Below are 16,153 nucleotides of genomic sequence, written 5' to 3' on the forward strand. Positions count from 1 at the left end.
TTCAGCACATGGATCGTCTTAACTAAACCGTATTGGATGATAAGTTAGTTCGCGAGATTTAAAACTAGCATTTCTAATGACCAATGACTAATGAGTAATGACCAATGAGTAATGACCAATGAGTAATGACCAATGAGTAATGACTAATGACTAATGACTAATGACTAATGACCACTGACCACTGACTACTGACTAATTATTTGAGTTCATTGAGGGCCGCTTCGGCTTTTTGGGCACCATCATTGTTTCCTTGCTGGCGGTAAGTGTCTAGAGCTTGTTGGAAAGCTTGAATTGCTTCGGATGTGCGATCGCGCGCTTTGAGTGCTTGACCCATATCGTAATAAGCTTCTGCTCTGTTTGGATCGATCTGGATCACTCGCCTAAAAGTGATAATCGCTCCTACAAAATCTTGTTTTTGGATTTGAATTTCCCCGATCGCCACGTATGCTTCAACTAAATTCGGGCGCACGTCAATTGCCCGCTTATAAGCTACCACGGCTCCGTCTAAGTCGTTTTGAGATCTGAGAAGTTCGGCGATTTCTACTTGCACTTCGGGATTTCGGGGCTCTAGTTTGGCTGCTTCTTCAAAAGCTGCTAGTCCTTCGGAAGTGTTGCCGTTCCGCAGCAAAGCACTACCTAATTTTAACTGGACGCTGGACTGTTTGGGAGCGAGTTTGGCTGCTTCTTCGAGCACGGTGACAGCACTGGCAAAATTTCCCTGCTGGATCAATACTAAACCCATTGAAGAATAAGCTTGCCAATTTTTCGGATCGAGGGCGATCGCCTCTTGGTATGCTTTAAATGAACCGCTGTAATCTTTTTGCTGAAAAAGTACCACTCCCAGACCGATGCGGGCGTTGACATTTTTGCGATCGAGCGCAGTGGCGCGGCGGTAAGCAGAGGCTGCTGCGGGATAGTTTTGTAGGTTCGCCATAGCATATCCTAGGGCGTATTGAAAATCAGCATTTTTTGGTTCGAGACCGATCGCCTGTTGGTAAAATTCTACAGAGGCTTGATAGTTGCCTTGACGCGCTTCTAAATAGCCAATACCGGAAAAAATGCGCGGGTTTTCGGCATCTAAACGCGCTGCTTGCTGATAAACGTCGATCGCCTTACTGTAATCTCCTGCATTTACCAACTCGCGTCCTTGTCGCAGCAGATCATCTAAATTTGAATCGTTTTTAGGTTGAACTTGAACAGATGTTTCTGCTGATAGCGCTACCTGCGGCGCTGCGATCGCGAATCCCGCTACCAACAGCGTACTTAATACCAAGAGACTTTGTTTGTGGACGGCCATTTGTTTCAAAGAATGTGTGGAATAAAAGAGCGAGTTGCAGCCAGCTTGCTAGCGCTGAGCTGCAAGAAACGGATACAAACCACTGACGCTAGCGTCAGAGTATATCCCAAAATTTTAGAGTTTAGTTCAACCTCCGGTGATTCAAGGTGCTGGAGCATCAATCCAAAATTCTTCAATTCTTTAATCGACGCTCCAGCTTAGGGTTTGGCTGGAATCTTGGAACGGCGAGATGTAGTAAATCTACAGAACTCGACTCACTCAAAATTTTCGCACTTGAGGGCAACTGATGATTGTAACAACAACTGATATCATCCAAGGAGCAGAAATTCAATCTTACTTGGGAATTGTAACTGCTGAGGTGGTCTACGGCACCAACGCCCTGCGAGATTTTTTCGCGGGGATTCGCGACATCATCGGCGGGCGCACCGGCAGTTATGAGGAAGTGTTTCTCAAAGGACAGCGAGATGCCCTCGCGGAACTGGAAAAACGGGCAGGGCGTCTCGGTGCTAATGCCGTCATCGGGGTGGAAGTTGATACTGGCACGATTAATGTAGACTCTTCGGGAGCTCTGCTGCTGATTACTGCCGTCGGAACGGCTGTAAGATTGCGTTAAGCAGCCTTTCCTCTATACGTCGGCGAACTTTGTTTAACTGGATAAAATAGTTATTCGTCATCAGTCATCAGTCATTAGCTAATAGCTTCTGACTGATGGCTGATATCGTTTCTGGTTGCATCGGAATAATAAAATCGAGTCAACAGTTAACACTCAACCATTCAGTTTTTCGCCCCGCCCGTCAACAGTCAACAGTCAACAGGAGTGAAACCGGAATTGATATGATGACTTTTTTGTTTCTTTCTTCAGACAGAGATTCTGGTTATTTCCCCAGGCAGATATAGTTTTTATCAATCTCAGCCAAAATCAATACATAAGTTCTAGATTCTTAAAAATAAAAACACTTCAGAGGAAAAAAAATATGTCCTACGTAAATAGACCTGCCGATAACGTTGTTACTGAACCGGTGGTGGTGAATTCAGTGATGGAATACCACGATCGAGTGCGGTGGGGCCCGATCTTTTCAGGTTTGGTAATTGCGATCGCCACACAACTGGTGTTAAGTGCATTGGGCGCGGCGATCGGCCTAAGCAACATCGCTAATTCAGGAGCACCGCGCACTATTGCCGGCAGCGTCGGTACAGGAGTAGGAATTTGGTCAATCATCAGTTTGCTAATTAGCTTAGGCGTTGGGGGCTGGGTAACAGCTCGCGCTTGCGGCCCGATGAACCGCAGCACGGCACTTTTGAACGGAGCAATTTTGTGGGCAACGACCTTAACAATAGGCTCTTGGCTGTTAGCCAACGGCGTGGCCGGTACTTTTGGCATAGTAGCTGCAAATGCCGGAGAAGTGATTAATCAAGCCCAGCAAGGTGTCGTCAATCTGCCGAACCAAGCGCCTAACGTATCTGCTCAAGATACTCGCAATATTGCTGAAAATGCCGCCAAAGCAGGTTGGTCATTTTTGTTCGGCTCGCTATTGGGTTTAGTTGCTTCAATGGCAGGGGCATCTGCAGGCGCGCGCACTCCCCGGAATTACTCGTAAAAGTTTGGTCGGACATGGAAAGTTCATGTTCATAAAGCACTTTTTCAAGGTGCTTTTTTATTGTTTTAATTCATGTATTCTTCAGTCCGTGCCGGCGGACTTCATTTGTGTAGATTTTGTAGGGCGCGCAATGCGCACCGATTTTGTAGGGCGCGCAATGCGCACCGATTTTGTAGGGCGCACAATGCGCACCGATTGACTTGCTTTAAGTCTGAAAAGTCCCAAAGTAAAATAGCGGTTTGATCCTTTTTATCAGGTTCAAATTTAACAAGTTAGGCAGGGCTGGAATTGCACATCATACATTGAGAAAAATGTGCGCAGTGCGCACCCTACAAATTAAGAGGAAGGTGCGCAGCGTGCATCATACATTGAGAAGAATGTGCGCAGTGCGCACCTACAAATTAAGAGGAAGGTGCGCAGCGTGCATCATACATTGAGAAGAATGTACGCAGTGCGCACCATACAAATTAAGCGGTGAAGTATTTCGCCGCTGGGTGATAGGTGATAATTGCCGTGGTGGATTGTTCGGGATAAAGCTGTTCGCTTTCATCCATGTACAAGTTTATCCGATCGCACTTTAACAATTCCAGTTGCTTGTACTGATCCGCCATGTTCGGACAAGCGGGATAGCCGAAACTGTACCGCGAACCGCGATATCTTTGTGCCAGCATATCGCGAATATTGTCCGGTTCCTCGCTACCAAAGCCCAATTCGCGCCGAATTCGCGCGTGAGTCCATTCTGCTATTGCTTCCGCTGTCTGTACCGCTAACCCGTGAAAGTAGAGATAGTCGGTATATTGATTATTAGCAAATAGCTTTTGTGCGTACTCTGTAGCAATCTCTCCCACTGTCGCTACTTGCATCGGAAATACATCGATTTTACCCGATTCTTTCGGCGCGAAGAAGTCGGCAATGCACAGCCGGCGCGCCGATTTTTGCCGGGGAAATGTGAATGTTGCAGCGGGTGTCGATACATCTTGCCCGTTATTCATAATTTCCGGATCGTACACATACAAAGAATTGCCTTCAGATTGACAGGGAAAATACCCGTAAATTGCTTGGGGATTCAATAGCTTTTCGGCAATAATTTTGTGTTTCCATTCCTCCAATATCGGATAAACTTTCTGGGCTAAGAAAGCATCGTATTCTTCCCGCGATTGATCTTTGGGCTTGCGGAACTGCCACTGACCGGCAACTAAGGCTTGCAAATCTAAGTGCCAGAAAATCTCCTCAAAGGGGATGTCTTCTCCCTGCAACAGTTTTGTTCCCCAGAAAGGAGGATTTGGGCGATCGAGATCTGCAGCAACCGCTTCGGAACGCTTGGTATCAATCACCACCGGAATGTCTGGTTTTCCAGCATCTTCTACAGCAGTTTCTGCCGAAATTTTAGCTGCTTTCACTGTCTTATTTTCTTGCCCTACTTCATCTAAAAATCCTTGCAAATCTTCCCAGTTACCAGCAGATTTGGCTGGCATGAGTTTCTCCATAAAGTGCAAGTCAGAAAACGCATCTTTGCCATAAATTACTTTACCTTGGTAAGTATTTTGGCAGTCTTCATGTACAAACTTGGGAGTCAAAGCCGCGCCGCCCAAAATTACGGGAACGGTGATTCCTTTCTGGTTGAATACTTCCAGATTTTCTTTCATGAATGCGGTGGATTTTACCAGTAAGCCACTCATCGCAATACAGTCAGCTTTGTGCTTTTCGTAGGCTTCGATGATATTGTCAACCGACTGTTTGATTCCCAAGTTAATCACTCGGTAGCCGTTGTTTGATAGGATAATATCAACCAAGTTTTTGCCGATGTCATGAACGTCGCCTTTAACAGTCGCGATCAGGAATGTGCCTTTGGCATTATCCCCGGATTCTGACTTTTCCATGTACGGTTCTAAATAGGCAACGGCCGCTTTCATGGTTTCTGCGGACTGCAATACAAACGGTAGCTGCATTTGTCCCGAACCGAACAATTCTCCTACTACTTTCATCCCGTCTAGTAAGAAGGTATTGATGATTTGCAGGGGCGGATAGGTTTCTAAGGCTTTGGCGAGTTGGATGTCGAGCCCAATTCGTTCGCCGTCGATGATGTGCTGCTTCAGGCGTTCTTCTACGGGGAGGTTTGCGTCTTCTGTCCGATCGCGCTTGGTAGTTTTGCCAGCAAACACCGTTGTTAGGTCGCCCAAGGGGTCGTAAACGCAAATTTCGCCGTCGAACTCCCTCTCGTCGTAAATCAGTTTACGGCAGATTTCTTGGTGTTTGGGGTCGATTTTGGCGATCGGCAAAATCTTGTTAGCGCTGATAATAGCCGAATCCATCCCCGCCTGCATCGCTTCGTGCAAAAACATGGAATTCAAAACTTGGCGCGCCGCCGGATTCAAGCCGAAGGAAATATTAGAAACTCCCAAAATTACGTGACAACCGGGCAATTCTTGGCGGATGCGGCGGATTGATTCGATGGTAGCTTTGCCGTTTTTTCGGTCTTCTTCAATCCCGGTGGAAATGGGCAAAGCTAAGGGGTCAAAAAAGATTTCCTCAGCGCTAATTCCGAAGGCGACGGCGGCGTTATAGGCGCGTTGGGCGATCGCAAATTTTTGGTCAGCAGTTCTGGCCATCCCATCTTCATCAATCGTCCCGATCACAATCCCCGCACCGTATTTTTTTGCCAATTCCAAAACTTGATAAAAACGCGGTTCTCCGTCTTCGTAGTTAGTAGAATTTAGCAAACATTTCCCGCCCGCAACTTTTAACCCCGCTTCCATCTTTTCCCATTCGGTGGAATCCAACATTAAGGGCAGAGTTGCATTAGTCACCACGCGGGAAACTAATTGTTTCATGTCGCGCACGCCGTCGCGCCCGACATAATCAACGTTGACATCGAGAATGTGCGCGCCTTCTCGCACTTGTTCCCTAGCCATTGCTACTAAACCGTCCCAATCTTCGGCATTTAGCAAATCGCGGCATTTTTTGGAACCGCTGGCGTTGAGTTTTTCGCCGACAATTAAGAATGAATTTTCTTGTTCGTAGGGTTGCGCGCTATAAATTGAAGCGGCGGCAGGTTCCCAAGAAAAATCGCGAATTTTTGGTGTAAGAGTTTCGCCAATTTCTGATAGTTGTTGGATGTGATCGTAGCGGGTTCCGCAGCAGCCACCGATGACTTGCACGCCTAAGTCTTCGACGAAACGCATCAAGGCCATTTTTAATTCTATTGGCGTGAGTTTGTAGTGCGCGTGGCCGCCGATGTTTTCGGGTAAACCGGCGTTGGGAATGCAGGAAATTACAAAGGGCGAATGTTCGGAAAGGTATTTGACGTGTTCCGTCATGCGATCGGGCCCGGTGGCGCAGTTTAATCCTAAAATATCTATGGGATAGGGCTGCAAAATGGCTAGGGCGGCGCTGATGTCGGAACCGACTAACATTGTGCCGGTGGCTTCCATTGTGACTGATACCATTAACGGAATCCGCGCACCTTTTTTCTTAAATACTTCTTCAATAGCATTTAATGCTGATTTAATTTGCAGTACGTCTTGACAAGTTTCGACAAGAAATAAGTCAACGCCACCGTCATAAAGTCCTTCTGCTTGTTCGGTAAAAGCGGCGGTTAGCGTGTCGAAATCGATGTGTCCTAAAGTTGGCAATTTGGTGCCTGGCCCGATCGATCCTGCGACAAATCTCGGTTTTTCTGGCGTGTCAAATTCGGCGGCGATTCCCTTGGCGAGTTCTGCCGCTGTTTTGTTGAGATAATATGCTTTGTCTGCTAAATCGTACTCGGCGAGCACGATGGAAGCAGCGCCGAAGGTGTCTGTTTCGATGACATCAGCGCCTGCTTCGAGGAATCCCCTGTGCACGATGGCGACGGCTTCCGGTTTGGTGTGCACGAGATATTCGTTACAGCCTTCGTATTCTTTGCCGCCGAAGTCTTCTGCGGTGAGGTTTTGGACTTGCAGGTTGGTTCCCATTGCGCCGTCGAAGACGATGACGGGGCGCGAGGGGTGGTGGAGTCGATCGAGAAATCTGCTATTCATCGGCGGTAAAAAGACGTAGGTGCTATATATTTACATTTTTATCTATTGTGCAATATTCTCAACAATTATGCCTATCTTGGGGAACTGCTGATGACTGAAGGATTTAATGTTAGTGACAATAGTTCGTAGGCGCAAGCCGGGGCGTAGCCATCGCACCTGTGATTTTACCGATCGCCTTAGATAATTGTCAAAATTTGGCTGCGGGCGACGCTGCGGAGGAAAAATTGGCCAGTTGCGAGGTTTTTTTTTCGCTTAACTGTTGAGGATTTTTGCAAAAATGCGATCGAGATAATTAAACGAATCATGCAAAAGGGCGATCGAATTATCTTACAGCAAGCCGGGGAAGACATCGCCGCCATTGTTTTGGAAGAAGAGTTTCAAAAACTAGATTACCTGCTGGAAGAACTCAAACCGTCACAATTTTTCCCCGACGAAGAAGCCTATTATGAAGATTGTGGAGCAATTCACTGCATCTACCCGGACGAACTTGTCAAGGACTTTGATAATATTTTAACAGATGTCAAGGAATTTGACGAATTGTTTGGTTTGCTGCCAACGGAGGAAATGGGAGAGAATATTCATATTTTCATATCTGTAGCTATTCTGATGTCTGTCGATCGATTTTGGGTGCCGGAGTACCTGATAGCTGAAAAAGCCAGACTGAAAATGGAATAATAATATCATCTCCGCTCAATTAGTTGCGATTCCTGTAGGAGTTCGCTTCGCCAATATTTATAAATAAAAAAAATAGATCCGGTAAAGCCGCCCCGATCCCTGCGGGCAGGCATTCTTGGCACTATCCTACATATTTGTACTGATTGAGGATTGCTATCAGTAAATCGGCGCGAATATTTATCCTTGGCATCACGCAGGAGGCAGTTCGGCTTGAGGAGAAGCGTGCGATTGACATTTCATTGCACAGTGCTGTTTATTTGCGCCTTTCTACTGAGTGAGAACAGAAGTAATCAGAAAAATCTCAGGAGTGAAGTTCTCACAACCAACCTTTGACTATTAAAAAACATTAAAAAATGTCATTATTTTTTTCTCGTCTTTCTCTGTGAACCCCTTTTCGGTAGGTGCTTAATTTCACTTTCACCTCCTGCAACTTCTAATGTAGCGTCTACTTCTTCTATGATTTCTAAATCAACAACTTCAACACCGCCCTCGCTGATTGTTTCCGCTATCTCAACCTCCTCCAAATCCTGCTGATTTTCGATTAAATGCACCTCTAACCCAGAATCTATAATCGGCAAATCATCAATTTCTTGATTAATTTCAGCTTCTCCACTTACCTCCTCAATTCCCACCTGCGCTAAATTTTCCTGGCTGGCTAGATTAATTTGAGTTTCTCTAATTTCCTTCTCTACAAGCTGCGCCGATAACTGCTGATTCTCCCTTAACAATTGTTCAATTTTAAGCCCTTGAATTCTAAGCTGTTCATTCAAAACACGAATTTCTCGGTTTTGCTGCTGAATCATATCTTCGCCCTCAGCAATCGTGCGATTTCTGTCTAATATCATTTCATTTCTCGTTTCTAATTCTAAAGCGCTCATAGCTGCTTTAATCACATTATAAAAATGAGGCTTAGAAACATCAATTTGTTTAGCATTATGGCGACTTTTTCCCAAAAGCCCAATCTTTTCGCCTTGCTTAACAGCTAACACAAAACCTTGATGATTTTTAATTTTTAATTCTTTGACAAAATCAACTTGAACTAAACTACAAATATATCTGTGACAGTCATAATAAAATTCTGCTTTCATAAAAAAGCACCCCTTTCTGCTACAGTGCGGAAGAATTATACCACGAAGAAGGTTAAATCTAGAATAAAATTTTTAACGCTATGGTGCGCGCCGATTGCCCTACGACACTGTCCAATGTATGAAATGTCAAGAGTTGCTGCTAGAATTTATCAAAAACAAAGAATGTATAGCCGATAATTGCCTTATTTGCTGATATATGCCCTTGTCAATCCGTAACGATAATAAGCTGTTTCTAAATCAACTATTTCATCCTGAACTTGAGGTGCTAATTCAAACAAGCTTAACTGAATTGGCAGATTGTGGTTTTTTGCTTGGTTAAACTTGCTCAAAAGTCTTGCTTCTAAATCCTGGTGCGATTCTAAATTTCCATCGGACAAAATGTGCTTAATTTGCAAATTAAATGCTTTGAGTTTGTGGGAAACTAAAATAGTCCGATGACAAGCGATCGGGTCTTTTTCCGCACACATTAAACTGATTTTAAAGTTTGCTGCGCCTTTGAGCAAGCGCTGAATTCCGGCGGAAAATAGAGGAGTTGCTGCTATGCGATCGTACAAAGCTTTACCGCCCGTATCGTAACAGCTTAAATCTTCCGGCCTCGCGCCCAATTCTTTACCTAAAAAAACATATTGAATGCCGGCATCAGACAGAGAAGCGGTAATTTCTGATTTGTTGAAATGAGGTAAATAGCGGCTGAAAGGATGCGATCCTCTTCGAGGGCTTCGCTAACGCACGTCCGCAACCGCCGTAATCCCGTGTTGTTGCAGCAACAAAAGAAACGATTCAATACTCTGATTGGAGTGTCCGATCGTAAATAATTCCATTGCTTCGATCTGGCTATTTTGTTCGTGCCTTGCGGGGGAGAGTTTTTGTCGCCCGATGGTTTCAATCTGCAGACTTCAACTTGTGGGTTGTTTCACCAGCTTTTGAATCAAAATTTGCAAACCCAGCAGCATCAAACCGACAGCGGCGAGTCCAAACACGCCCGTACCCAAAGCCACCATTCCGACTACCAAAGTTCGCACGGCAACACTAATTTTAAGCACAGTAATATTGGTGGAATGCAGTGGCTTGCTAGCAAAACTTAGAGCGATCGACATAGTTAGCGAATACAAACCATAAGCGAAGGCGCTGGCGATCAGCGAACCCATTACGCACCGCAAAACCGTAGGCTGCCGAGAAGATGCAGGCGCTGCATTTCCAGCAGAATTTGGAGGTTGGGAATTAGAATTTGGATTAGTTAAATCAGCCATTGCAATTTTAGATTTGAGATGTGAGATTTTAGCGCTGTGGTTAATTCACCAAAACAAAAATCCGTGTTTGATGGCATTTTATCAGTTATTCGATCTCAATAGACTCTGCGCGAAGTTAGATATATCGGGGTCGATCGCCCTAATTGGCCTTTAACGGGCGATCGCACCACCTGTGAGTTACACCCTCGCAATCGGCGGTTTTGTATCGTTTCCCTCCGAACAAATGCGAATCCCAGTATTGCTAAAATTTGCTACCCAAAAATCCAAATCGGGAGAAGCGATCGCACTTTTCACCCGTTCCACAATCTGCTGAGCCTGCTCTTGAGACTCGCAGAGTGCAAACACCGTCGGCCCGGAACCCGACATCATCGTTCCCAAAACCCCCGCCGACTCAAATGCTTCGCGCAACTGCAACACCTGCGGGTACACGGGTAAAGCCACTTTTTCTAAATCGTTGTGCAGCAATTGACCAATTTTCGATCGATCTTTTTGGGCGATCGCCCCCACCATCGGCCCCGAATGCAGCCGTTCCCGGCGACAGTCCAAATCCTCTGATCCACAATAGGAACTACTGAACTGCTGGCGATAAGTTTGATACGACCATGCCGTAGAAATACTGAGATTGCGGTACTTCGCCAGCACCACAGAAAAACCTCCCAAATCCGGCAGTGGCGACAGTTTATCCCCGCGACCAGTTGCCAAAGCCGTACCTCCACCAATGCAAAAAGGCACATCCGAACCCAAAGTTCCCCCCAACTCTTGCAACTCCGACTGAGTGAGTCCCAATTGCCAAAGCAAATCCATCCCGACTAAAACCGCAGCCGCATTTGCAGAACCGCCGGCGAGCCCCGCCGCCACCGGAATCTGCTTGTGAATCGCAATCTCGACTCCGCCGTATTTGGCCAAAGCATCGGGGAATTGCTGCGCCAGCAAATCCGCCGCCCGGTAAGCCAAATTATTTTTATCAGGAGGAACTTGCGGGTGATCGCAGCGCACGCGAATCGTGTCGGTACCGATCGCCCGCAAGTCAATTCGATCGGTCAAATCTATGCTTTGAAGTACCATCGCCAGTTCGTGATATCCGTCGGGGCGATCGCCTATTATTTCCAAATACAGATTGATTTTTGCCGAAGCTAAGAGAGAATAGGAACGCATAGGTGATTAAGCCGCAGGTGAAAGAAACACCTGGTTGAAATTAATTGATACGAGTCATAGTCCATTTTCTCACAACTCAAAGGAAATATTATGCAGGATCGGCAGTCATTAGTCATTGGTCATTAGTCAGCAGTCATATCGCGTCCAGTCGATCGATCTAAAATTAGTTCGTAGTGTGGAATGCGAGTCCGATCCAAGTTGCGGACTCGCATTCCGCACTACGAACGAAACGTTTTTATGATTAATCTACCGAATATGATATAATTAGTGATTGGTCATTGGTCATCCGAAAACAAATTATTGCTCAAATTTACCCATTGATCCACGCTCAAATCTTCAGCGCGAGATTGAGGATTTATCTGTAAATTTTCTAACAATTGAACGAGCTTATCTAAATCCACAGCCCCTTTCAAATTATTTCGCAGCATCTTGCGCTTGCTGCCAAATCCCAACTTTAGTAAAGTCTCCAAATAGCGCGGATTAACAGCCGTAGTTTCTATCTGTCTGGGACGCAGCCGCACCACAGCAGAATCGACTTTTGGAGGCGGATAAAAATCTCTAGAAGGCACATTACAAACTAACTCGCATTCTGCTAAATATTGTACCCGCACCGACAAAGCGCCAAAAGCTGTAGAACCCGGTTTAGCGTAAAGTCTTTGGGCGACTTCTTTCTGTACTAACAGCACGATCGCATCAAAGGGTTTAGCAGCAGGCGCAGATATAGTTCCCAGCAGTTTTTGTAAGATCGGGCCGGTGATATTATAGGGAATGTTGGCAACAACTTTATTGGGATTTTGGAATTTTGGAAAGGCTGTTAGTTCAGCATCTAAGTTTATTTCCAAAAAATCGCCCTGTAGCAGTAAAAAGTTGTCGGTTTTGCCTAGTTGCTTGGCTAGTTTTAGGCACAAATCTCGATCAATCTCCACCGCAACAACAGACTCAGCCTCCGGCAGCAAGCGCCGAGTCAGAATTCCAGTGCCCGGCCCGATTTCCAGGACGCGAGAACCATCCAAATTCGCTGCTTTGACAATCTTATCTAAGGCTTTCTCGCTTTTGAGCCAATGTTGAGCAAACTGTTTCCGGGGTCTGGTCGATCGCATTTTTTGAATTGCTGGAAGAAATCTTAGCCTGCTATTCTATCACAACCTCATATTTTTTCCTCACCTACAGTCATGTTGATTTTTGTTAACATGGGTTGAATTCAGCAAAAAGCTTGGGCACTATAAAAAAATAAACGAGAAAAAATAAGTTTATTTCTTCCCAATTCCCAATTCCCAATTCCCAATTCTCCAAAAATGAAATTAGTTCCCCCAAAAAAAACAACTATTGGCAACCTCCAAACCTTTATGGAGTAAGTAATTTATAATTTTTCACTTCTTAAATTCTTAAATGGTATGAAATTCCAACGAGTATTTGGTACATTACCCAAAACCCAAGCCAGCGCGCCCGGAAGAGTAAACCTGTTGGGCGAACACACAGACTACAACGACGGATTTGTACTGCCGACGGCAATTCCCCAGCGCACAACAGTACAAATTGGCTTCAGCAGCGACGAGCGCCACCATTTTTATTCAGCAGAATATGACGAACTCATAAATTTTTCAGACGACGATACTATACCGCAAACATTCGTCACTTATATCTGTGGCTGCCTCAGACTTTTAGAAAAAGAAGGATACAAAATACCGCCAATAAATCTCTACATTACCTCCAACGTGCCGATCGGCGCCGGTTTGTCCAGCAGCGCCGCCTTAGAAATAGCCACCCTCAGAGGAATGCGCGCTTTACTCAACCTCCCCCTAGACGACGTGCGGCTAGCTCAAATCGGACAGCTAGCCGAAATCCGGTACGCCGGTTTGAACTGCGGCATCATGGATCAAATGGCATCGAGTTTAGCAGACACCAACACCATGCTATTTCTCGACACCCGCAGCCTCAAATATCGCCCGATACCTTTTCCTCCAGACACCGAAATTTTAGTAATTGACAGCGGCGAAAGCCACCAACTAGCAGCAGGAAGTGGCTACAACAAACGGCGTGCTGAGTGCGAGGAATCCGCCCGAATATTGGGAGTTAAAGCTCTCAGGGATATCGCCGATCCCAAAGCAGTCGAAGTATTGCCAGAACCCCTCAGAAGGCGAGCTCGCCACGTCATTACCGAAAACAACCGCGTCCTGCAAGCAGTAAAATCTTTGTCTGCAAAGCGTTTCGGCCAGTTAATGAATGCTTCCCACGCGAGTTTGCGCGACGACTACGAAGTTTCAGTGCCCGCTGCAGACACGCTGGCGGCCATCTTGCAGTCAATCCCCCGAGTCTTCGGTGCAAGGCTGACGGGTGGAGGTTTTGGCGGTGCTTGCGTTGCGCTCGTCGAGACAGGTAAAACGGATGTTATCGCAGCAGAGGCGATCGATCGATACCAGCGTGCGGGTTACAGCGGCCGCGTTTTAGTTCCCGAAGTTAAACTGAATTCTTAATAACCTCTTGCAAAAATAACTAGGGCGGGCTTTCCGGCCCATCCCACAAGAATCATTTTTTATTGTGGGATTTCTCGCCGGCCCTATAAATTGATGAAAAAAACTTTTGCCAGAAATCTATTGTGGATTTGAATCTTGGATTGTTGGTAAAACCCGCCCCGAAGCGGAATTACAATTAATTTATCCGACACGATCGCAATTATTACTTGCGGCCAGAAGATTGACCGGCCGTCGTAGCTATTTCCCCAGCTTCCATAAACTGCTTAAAACGGCGCAAATCGTCAGCAATTTGCTGTTCTGGGACTTCCCCAAATAGCTTAGCCGCTGCACCAGCAATCGCACCGCCCGGAGGGTTGTATTCGATCGCAACTTTGACCTCAGTACCGCGTCCTGCTGGTGCCGGTTGAAAGCGCACAAAACCCGAATTCTCAACATCCGCGCCTTCCACAGACACCCACGCAATTAATCGATTTTCTTCTTCGCGGACAATTTCTGCATCCCATTCTACACTATTGCCGGTCGGGGCGCTGGCAATCCAGTGAGAACGCTTGTCATCTATTACCGTTACGTGTTTGAGATGCTTCATAAACCGAGGTAAATTTTCAAAATCGCGCCAGAAACGGTACAATTCATCAGCCGGTTTGTCGATCGTCACCGTCTTTTCAACTTTAATACTTTGATTGGCATCTGCAGCCGACTGCAAACCCTCTGCAACCCCCAGCCCGCGCGCCGCCAAACCGCCACCGGCAACCGCCAGCAAAGCACCTCTCAAAGAACGCTGCGACAAACCAAACAACACCAGCGCCCCGCCACCAATTAACGAAGCCCAGCGTTCGGTCTCGCCGGTGTTAGTTTGGTTTTCTTTGTCAGAATTTGCGATCGAATTAGAATCCATTGTTTTAAACCTCATCTATTAATCGAAAAATAGCAGCTTTCACGCCGCTAGTCGGGCAGTTCTGCGGCACGATGCCCACCGTTGGGCTATCATTGAATAGTTTGAATTGCTTTCGCATTCAACAAATCTTCTTCCCCCAATTCTGGATCGGCGTGGATTGCTTCACCGCTGAAACTCCTACACTCAGGCGTTTTGTTTTGAAAAAACCCGATTCTTTAAAATCTATCTCTCTTTCCCGCGCTCCTGCGTCTGTCTAAAGTAGTTAAGTAGCTGGACAGAATTAATTTAATAAAATCTTACCTAAAAGTCTGTAAGCGTCCAAAGCCCTTTTGTAATTAATTTTTTCCGATTACTTAGAGTATAGTATCGTCCGTCAGACCCTTACATTTGCTCCGCTATTTCCAGCCAACAATCTGATGCACCATACTGTAACTCTTGCACTCACGCACAAATCCATCTAAAATTATCTGCGTCAATCGATGTTGCATCTGCCTTTCATCTGCGGTTTATGTATTGAACGAAAACTTATGAAGAAGTCTACTACTGATTTGAGACAAAGTTTAGATACAAACCTAAAATTAGGGGTGAGTGCATTTCACTAACCCCTACAAACTTTCTGCGGATTTCACTCTATCCATTAAAGGAAAAATTCCCCAAAACAGCAGCGCAATTGCTCCTAAATATACTTATCGATGCCGATCGTCAAAATCATTAATACTCCTAGAATGTGACCGGCGCTCATTGATGCCAAAAATGCGGGAACGCTAACATTGTTAAACAGAGATGGGAAAGGCAAAGGCATTTTCGGGCCGACGTGGGGATGCCAAATTACGCGGCTCAGAACTAGCAATGCTAAGATATTGCAAACAAACATCACTATCGGCTTTTGCCAGTTTCCTGATGCTGTGTCAGTCAGAGCTGATTCTACTACTGCCAGTAAATTTGAGTTGATCATCGTTGATGCTCCTATTTTTCCTATACAATCAGAGGTTATCGATGAAATTTCTTGCCAAAAAGACAGCAGGGGCGATCGCATCTCAGGAATAAATATCTGTTTTGCTCTTAATATTCACTGCGCCAGCGATCGCGCCCCAACTGCAATCATCAAATCACAGCAATAAATCTTTTAATGCCAGTCAAAAGTAACGCAAGCTACAAACGAACTAAATTATACTCGCTGCTATTTGTAACTTTTAGCCGATCTGGCAGTTGTGGCATTTACTCATACTGCCAGACCGGAAACAATGCTCGTTATTAGCGAGCGATATAGGTAGGCAGAAAGTGAAGGATGTCGCGTAGAACGCTATATCCAGCCAAGTCCCAGAGCAAATAAGCTAAGAAGCCGATCATCGCTAAGCGGCCGTTCCAAAGTTCTGCTTGCGGGTTAAAGCCAAACAAAAAGGCATTGCGATCTTTGCCGTTGTAAGCATTAGTGGTTGTAGGTACGTTAGTAGGACGAGTTTCCATGTTTTTACATTCCTTAACAATGTTTCGCTTATCATAGTAGCGACCTAATTTTTAGTTTGCTATCTGTCTCTAGGCTCAAGATACACACAAGTCTAAAGGAGGATTCTGAAACACAAAAATATGTGTTAAGTTTTGTTAAGGTTTTTTTTAGCGATCGCCTGTATCAGCCGATACAAAAGACAAGTACAAGTTGAGACTGCTGTTGTCAAAGGAAGTGTCTCATGGTAGGAATGGT

13 protein-coding genes and 1 pseudogene are annotated in these 16,153 nt (G+C 45.6%); 4 read left to right on the plus strand and 10 right to left on the minus strand.

What is annotated here, in order from left to right:
* Window positions 1-196 precede the first annotated feature (196 nt).
* Window positions 197-1,297 carry a tetratricopeptide repeat protein gene (locus QUA01_RS02265; RefSeq protein ID WP_333087867.1) on the minus strand — a complete coding sequence of 367 codons (1,101 nt, stop codon included), beginning with the start codon at window positions 1,295-1,297 and terminating at the stop codon, window positions 197-199.
* A gap of 286 nt (window positions 1,298-1,583) precedes the next feature.
* Here QUA01_RS02265 and QUA01_RS02270 point away from each other — a divergent pair, with 286 nt between their 5' ends.
* Together QUA01_RS02270 and QUA01_RS02275 are read left to right on the plus strand one after the other, a co-directional pair.
* A complete protein-coding gene (locus QUA01_RS02270; protein WP_194011360.1) occupies window positions 1,584-1,910 on the plus strand; it encodes a YbjQ family protein in 327 nt (108 codons plus the stop codon).
* A gap of 361 nt (window positions 1,911-2,271) precedes the next feature.
* Window positions 2,272-2,895 carry a hypothetical protein gene (locus QUA01_RS02275; protein WP_333087865.1) on the plus strand — a complete coding sequence of 208 codons (624 nt, stop codon included), beginning with the start codon at window positions 2,272-2,274 and terminating at the stop codon, window positions 2,893-2,895.
* 467 nt (window positions 2,896-3,362) lie between these two features.
* Here QUA01_RS02275 and metH read toward each other — a convergent pair whose 3' ends face one another.
* Entirely contained in the window at window positions 3,363-6,914 is a 3,552-nt protein-coding gene (metH, locus tag QUA01_RS02280; protein ID WP_333087864.1) for a methionine synthase, read from the minus strand.
* Between the two features lie 303 nt (window positions 6,915-7,217).
* On the opposite strand from metH, the gene QUA01_RS02285 reads away from it, so the two are divergent.
* Window positions 7,218-7,589: a type II toxin-antitoxin system Phd/YefM family antitoxin gene (locus tag QUA01_RS02285; RefSeq protein WP_333087862.1), complete on the plus strand. Its 372-nt coding sequence runs from the start codon at window positions 7,218-7,220 to the stop codon at window positions 7,587-7,589.
* A 359-nt stretch (window positions 7,590-7,948) separates the two neighbouring features.
* On the opposite strand, the gene QUA01_RS02290 is transcribed toward QUA01_RS02285, so the two are convergent.
* The 5 genes and pseudogenes from QUA01_RS02290 to rsmA form a co-directional block, all read right to left on the minus strand.
* Window positions 7,949-8,677 (minus strand): hypothetical protein, encoded by a 729-nt coding sequence (locus tag QUA01_RS02290; protein ID WP_333087861.1) that lies wholly within the window; start codon window positions 8,675-8,677, stop codon window positions 7,949-7,951.
* 182 nt (window positions 8,678-8,859) lie between these two features.
* Window positions 8,860-9,366: pseudogene (locus QUA01_RS02295) on the minus strand (DUF488 domain-containing protein); the annotation flags it as partial.
* A 207-nt stretch (window positions 9,367-9,573) separates the two neighbouring features.
* Window positions 9,574-9,927, minus strand: a complete 354-nt coding sequence (locus QUA01_RS02300; protein ID WP_333087859.1) for a DUF3082 domain-containing protein — start codon at window positions 9,925-9,927, stop codon at window positions 9,574-9,576.
* 177 nt (window positions 9,928-10,104) lie between these two features.
* Window positions 10,105-11,082, minus strand: coding sequence for a 4-(cytidine 5'-diphospho)-2-C-methyl-D-erythritol kinase (gene ispE / locus QUA01_RS02305; protein ID WP_333087856.1), 978 nt, complete (start codon window positions 11,080-11,082; stop codon window positions 10,105-10,107).
* A gap of 275 nt (window positions 11,083-11,357) precedes the next feature.
* Window positions 11,358-12,182: a 16S rRNA (adenine(1518)-N(6)/adenine(1519)-N(6))-dimethyltransferase RsmA gene (gene rsmA / locus QUA01_RS02310; RefSeq protein ID WP_333087855.1), complete on the minus strand. Its 825-nt coding sequence runs from the start codon at window positions 12,180-12,182 to the stop codon at window positions 11,358-11,360.
* 294 nt (window positions 12,183-12,476) lie between these two features.
* Here rsmA and galK point away from each other — a divergent pair, with 294 nt between their 5' ends.
* Window positions 12,477-13,556 carry a galactokinase gene (galK, locus tag QUA01_RS02315; protein ID WP_333087852.1) on the plus strand — a complete coding sequence of 360 codons (1,080 nt, stop codon included), beginning with the start codon at window positions 12,477-12,479 and terminating at the stop codon, window positions 13,554-13,556.
* A 202-nt stretch (window positions 13,557-13,758) separates the two neighbouring features.
* Here the strand turns inward: galK and QUA01_RS02320 are convergent, their stop codons facing one another.
* The 3 genes from QUA01_RS02320 to QUA01_RS02330 form a co-directional block, all read right to left on the minus strand.
* Complete coding sequence (locus tag QUA01_RS02320; protein ID WP_333087851.1) at window positions 13,759-14,451, minus strand: SRPBCC family protein; 693 nt, start codon at window positions 14,449-14,451, stop codon at window positions 13,759-13,761.
* 676 nt (window positions 14,452-15,127) lie between these two features.
* Complete coding sequence (locus tag QUA01_RS02325) at window positions 15,128-15,406, minus strand: photosystem I reaction center subunit PsaK (RefSeq protein ID WP_333087850.1); 279 nt, start codon at window positions 15,404-15,406, stop codon at window positions 15,128-15,130.
* A gap of 299 nt (window positions 15,407-15,705) precedes the next feature.
* The gene (locus QUA01_RS02330; RefSeq protein WP_194066620.1) at window positions 15,706-15,918 is read right to left on the minus strand and encodes a chlorophyll a/b-binding protein; all 213 of its coding nucleotides are present in this window, start codon (window positions 15,916-15,918) and stop codon (window positions 15,706-15,708) included.
* Window positions 15,919-16,153: the final 235 nt, after the last annotated feature.

This window comes from Microcoleus sp. S36a_B3 (assembly GCF_036700745.1).
Lineage (GTDB): Bacteria > Cyanobacteriota > Cyanobacteriia > Cyanobacteriales > Microcoleaceae > Microcoleus.

What these genes read in the sequence shown, in the direction of transcription:
- QUA01_RS02265 (WP_333087867.1), bottom strand. Translation starts at nt 1,297, where the DNA reads ATGGCCGTCCACAAACAAAGTCTCTTGGTATTAAGTACGCTGTTGGTA.
- QUA01_RS02270 (WP_194011360.1), top strand. Translation starts at nt 1,584, where the DNA reads ATGATTGTAACAACAACTGATATCATCCAAGGAGCAGAAATTCAATCT.
- QUA01_RS02275 (WP_333087865.1), top strand. Translation starts at nt 2,272, where the DNA reads ATGTCCTACGTAAATAGACCTGCCGATAACGTTGTTACTGAACCGGTG.
- metH (WP_333087864.1), bottom strand. Translation starts at nt 6,914, where the DNA reads ATGAATAGCAGATTTCTCGATCGACTCCACCACCCCTCGCGCCCCGTC.
- QUA01_RS02285 (WP_333087862.1), top strand. Translation starts at nt 7,218, where the DNA reads ATGCAAAAGGGCGATCGAATTATCTTACAGCAAGCCGGGGAAGACATC.
- QUA01_RS02290 (WP_333087861.1), bottom strand. Translation starts at nt 8,677, where the DNA reads ATGAAAGCAGAATTTTATTATGACTGTCACAGATATATTTGTAGTTTA.
- QUA01_RS02300 (WP_333087859.1), bottom strand. Translation starts at nt 9,927, where the DNA reads ATGGCTGATTTAACTAATCCAAATTCTAATTCCCAACCTCCAAATTCT.
- ispE (WP_333087856.1), bottom strand. Translation starts at nt 11,082, where the DNA reads ATGCGTTCCTATTCTCTCTTAGCTTCGGCAAAAATCAATCTGTATTTG.
- rsmA (WP_333087855.1), bottom strand. Translation starts at nt 12,182, where the DNA reads ATGCGATCGACCAGACCCCGGAAACAGTTTGCTCAACATTGGCTCAAA.
- galK (WP_333087852.1), top strand. Translation starts at nt 12,477, where the DNA reads ATGAAATTCCAACGAGTATTTGGTACATTACCCAAAACCCAAGCCAGC.
- QUA01_RS02320 (WP_333087851.1), bottom strand. Translation starts at nt 14,451, where the DNA reads ATGGATTCTAATTCGATCGCAAATTCTGACAAAGAAAACCAAACTAAC.
- QUA01_RS02325 (WP_333087850.1), bottom strand. Translation starts at nt 15,406, where the DNA reads ATGATCAACTCAAATTTACTGGCAGTAGTAGAATCAGCTCTGACTGAC.
- QUA01_RS02330 (WP_194066620.1), bottom strand. Translation starts at nt 15,918, where the DNA reads ATGGAAACTCGTCCTACTAACGTACCTACAACCACTAATGCTTACAAC.